Genomic DNA, 2122 nt, shown 5'->3' with positions numbered 1-2122 from the left:
TCGGTTTGACCCCAGGTTTCCTGTGCTATCTGTTCGAAAACTCCGCTGGATCGTTGGCCGTGTGGGTCCCTTTGGAGCGGGGGCTGAGGAAGGTCACCGCCGTGATGTGGTCACGCACCCAGTAGATGCCGAGTTCGGCATCGGCAGAGCCCACGCTGGGCGGAAAGCACTCATCCCACCCTTCGCGTGGGCCGCCCACTGGCGCAATCGCCCAGAGCTTGGTTGGCAGCGGCTGTGCGACGTTGGCCATCTTCACGTGCTCGTTGATGAAGGCGACATCCATCGGATAGAACACCCACGCCTCATCTGCCCCCAGCCGGAAGAACTGGAAGTTGCATCCCAGCGCGTGGCCTGGATAGGCGGGAAAACGGGTTCCACTGGGCAGGGTGCTTGCAGTGGGTTTCGGCTCTGGGGATGCCTGTTGGCCTACATCACGCAGTACAGGGGGGACATCGTAAGGTCGCTCCAGACGTTTGCCGATTTCAGCCCATCGTCTCCCCGCTGCGTTGGCGCGCTCGCGCTGCAATGCCTCGGTGCGCTGTCGCACGGCACTCACTTCGGCCTCTATGGCGGCTTGTGCGGCGGCCCGGAGACCCAGCGTGTCGAGGTGATACCTCCAGCGAAAGCTCACCGTCTGCTTGAGAATGGCCATGGCGTCCTCGCGCGTGCGGGTGCCTGATGGCCATGCGGCTGAGACCACCAGTGAGCCGTACGCGCAGTGCTCAGGCTGGTCGTCGACCTGAGGGACGCCCGCGTCGTCCACCTGGACGAACAGCGCAAAGGCAGCACCCGTGTCCAGCGCACCGGTGGCCACCACCTTGGACTTCGGGGGATGCTCTCTCCATGCGAGAGGGCCTGAAATCTGAGCGTTCCACTCTACGGCCTGTGAGCGGTCCAGCCACGCCGAGATAACGCCTGCCGAGGTCCTGTATTCGGGCAACACGAGCGCCCCACGCTCGGCCAACTCGCGTGCAAATTCGATGCCCAGGCTTCTGGCGAGGTTCTCCGCACCGGCTTCGCACTCGGGGCGCTCCTGTGAGGCCTCGTGTGAGAAGTGCCACTCGTTGGTGTCTCCCTGTTTGGCCACCAGCGGGCTCTTGCACATGGGGCAGAAACATCCGCACGTAGCCCCTCGTAAGACTTCGCCGACGAAGCGTATGGCTCCGCTGGCATCAATCGCCATGATCTGGATGCTGGACATGGGTTGCTCAGTCCTCTCGCGCGTACCGAGTCAAAGGTTTCACCAGTGATGCCAGAGGAAGCATGCGTTTGCAGTCCTCGTCCAGCGGCAAGCCCTGGTACAACCCCACTAGATCCAGCAGCTCGGACACGGCTCCGTTTTCCACGCCTGTAGGTTCAAGGTGTTTCATGCACTCCACATCGACCATATCGAGCACGAGGTCCTGGCGATCGACCGGGATGGTGCTGCGCTCTTGTGGGCCTTGAGGGCGCACTTGCGCTCCTCGATAGGCTATGAAGAATGCATTTTGACCCTGAAGTCGGCGACTCGAAGGGGCTCGGACTCATTGAGCAGGCAATCCAGCTTCAAAAGCTTGAGGACTCGAATGCCTGACTATCCTCTCCGAGTCGTCCCGATGGAGAACCTGTCCGTTTCAGTGCGATGTCGCTGGGCGTGACTGGCTCCACAGATCCAGTTCGCTGCGGCGCCAGGCCACTGCGCGCACACCGAGACGAACGGGGCAGGGGAACTGTTGTTGGGCGATGAGCCTGTATATCGTCGATCGACCCAAGCCCGTCATCTGTATGACGGATGGCATGCGCAGAAACACGGTCGAAACTTGATCCTGTGTTTCCGGGGGTGGGGCAGAGGTCTGTTGCACGGCAATCTCCCGGTGGAGGCATGTAGGCAACTGTAGGGCGCTGCGGGCGCCTCGGTCATGCTGGATTCGCTGACAAATCTAGCGCATAGAGTTGTATCACCGAGCTTCTCGACGTCTTAGATGCCGTCTTGGCAAGACCGGTCTGTTGCGATCCGGACACATGCATGTTTCCGCGGAGAATTTCGGACACGTGTCGGACACGGCGTATCCAGAAAGCAAAAGAGTCAGCAGGCGCTAACCTGCTGACTCTTGATTTACTTGGCTCCCCGACCTGGACTCGA

General features: G+C 61.1%; 2 protein-coding genes. Both read right to left on the bottom strand.

Going from position 1 to position 2122, the window contains the following annotated elements; genetic code table 11:
* Positions 1-25: 25 nt before the first annotated feature.
* Entirely contained in the window at positions 26-1201 is a 1176-nt protein-coding gene (locus ABYB95_RS22295; RefSeq protein ID WP_008904140.1) for a competence protein CoiA family protein, read from the bottom strand.
* 412 nt (positions 1202-1613) lie between these two features.
* Complete coding sequence (locus ABYB95_RS22290) at positions 1614-1778, bottom strand: AlpA family transcriptional regulator (protein ID WP_034693553.1); 165 nt, start codon at positions 1776-1778, stop codon at positions 1614-1616.
* Between the last annotated feature and the right edge of the window lie 344 nt (positions 1779-2122).

This window comes from Hydrogenophaga sp. (assembly GCF_041633695.1).
Classification (GTDB): Bacteria; Pseudomonadota; Gammaproteobacteria; order Burkholderiales; family Burkholderiaceae_C; genus Hydrogenophaga.
The sequence above is the reverse complement of the archived record's forward strand: the minus strand, read 5'-3'. Positions and strand labels throughout refer to the sequence as shown.

Excerpts from the sequence above, each read along its gene's own strand:
- ABYB95_RS22295 (WP_008904140.1), bottom strand. The coding sequence starts at position 1,201 with ATGTCCAGCATCCAGATCATGGCGATTGATGCCAGCGGAGCCATACGC.
- ABYB95_RS22290 (WP_034693553.1), bottom strand. The coding sequence starts at position 1,778 with ATGCCATCCGTCATACAGATGACGGGCTTGGGTCGATCGACGATATAC.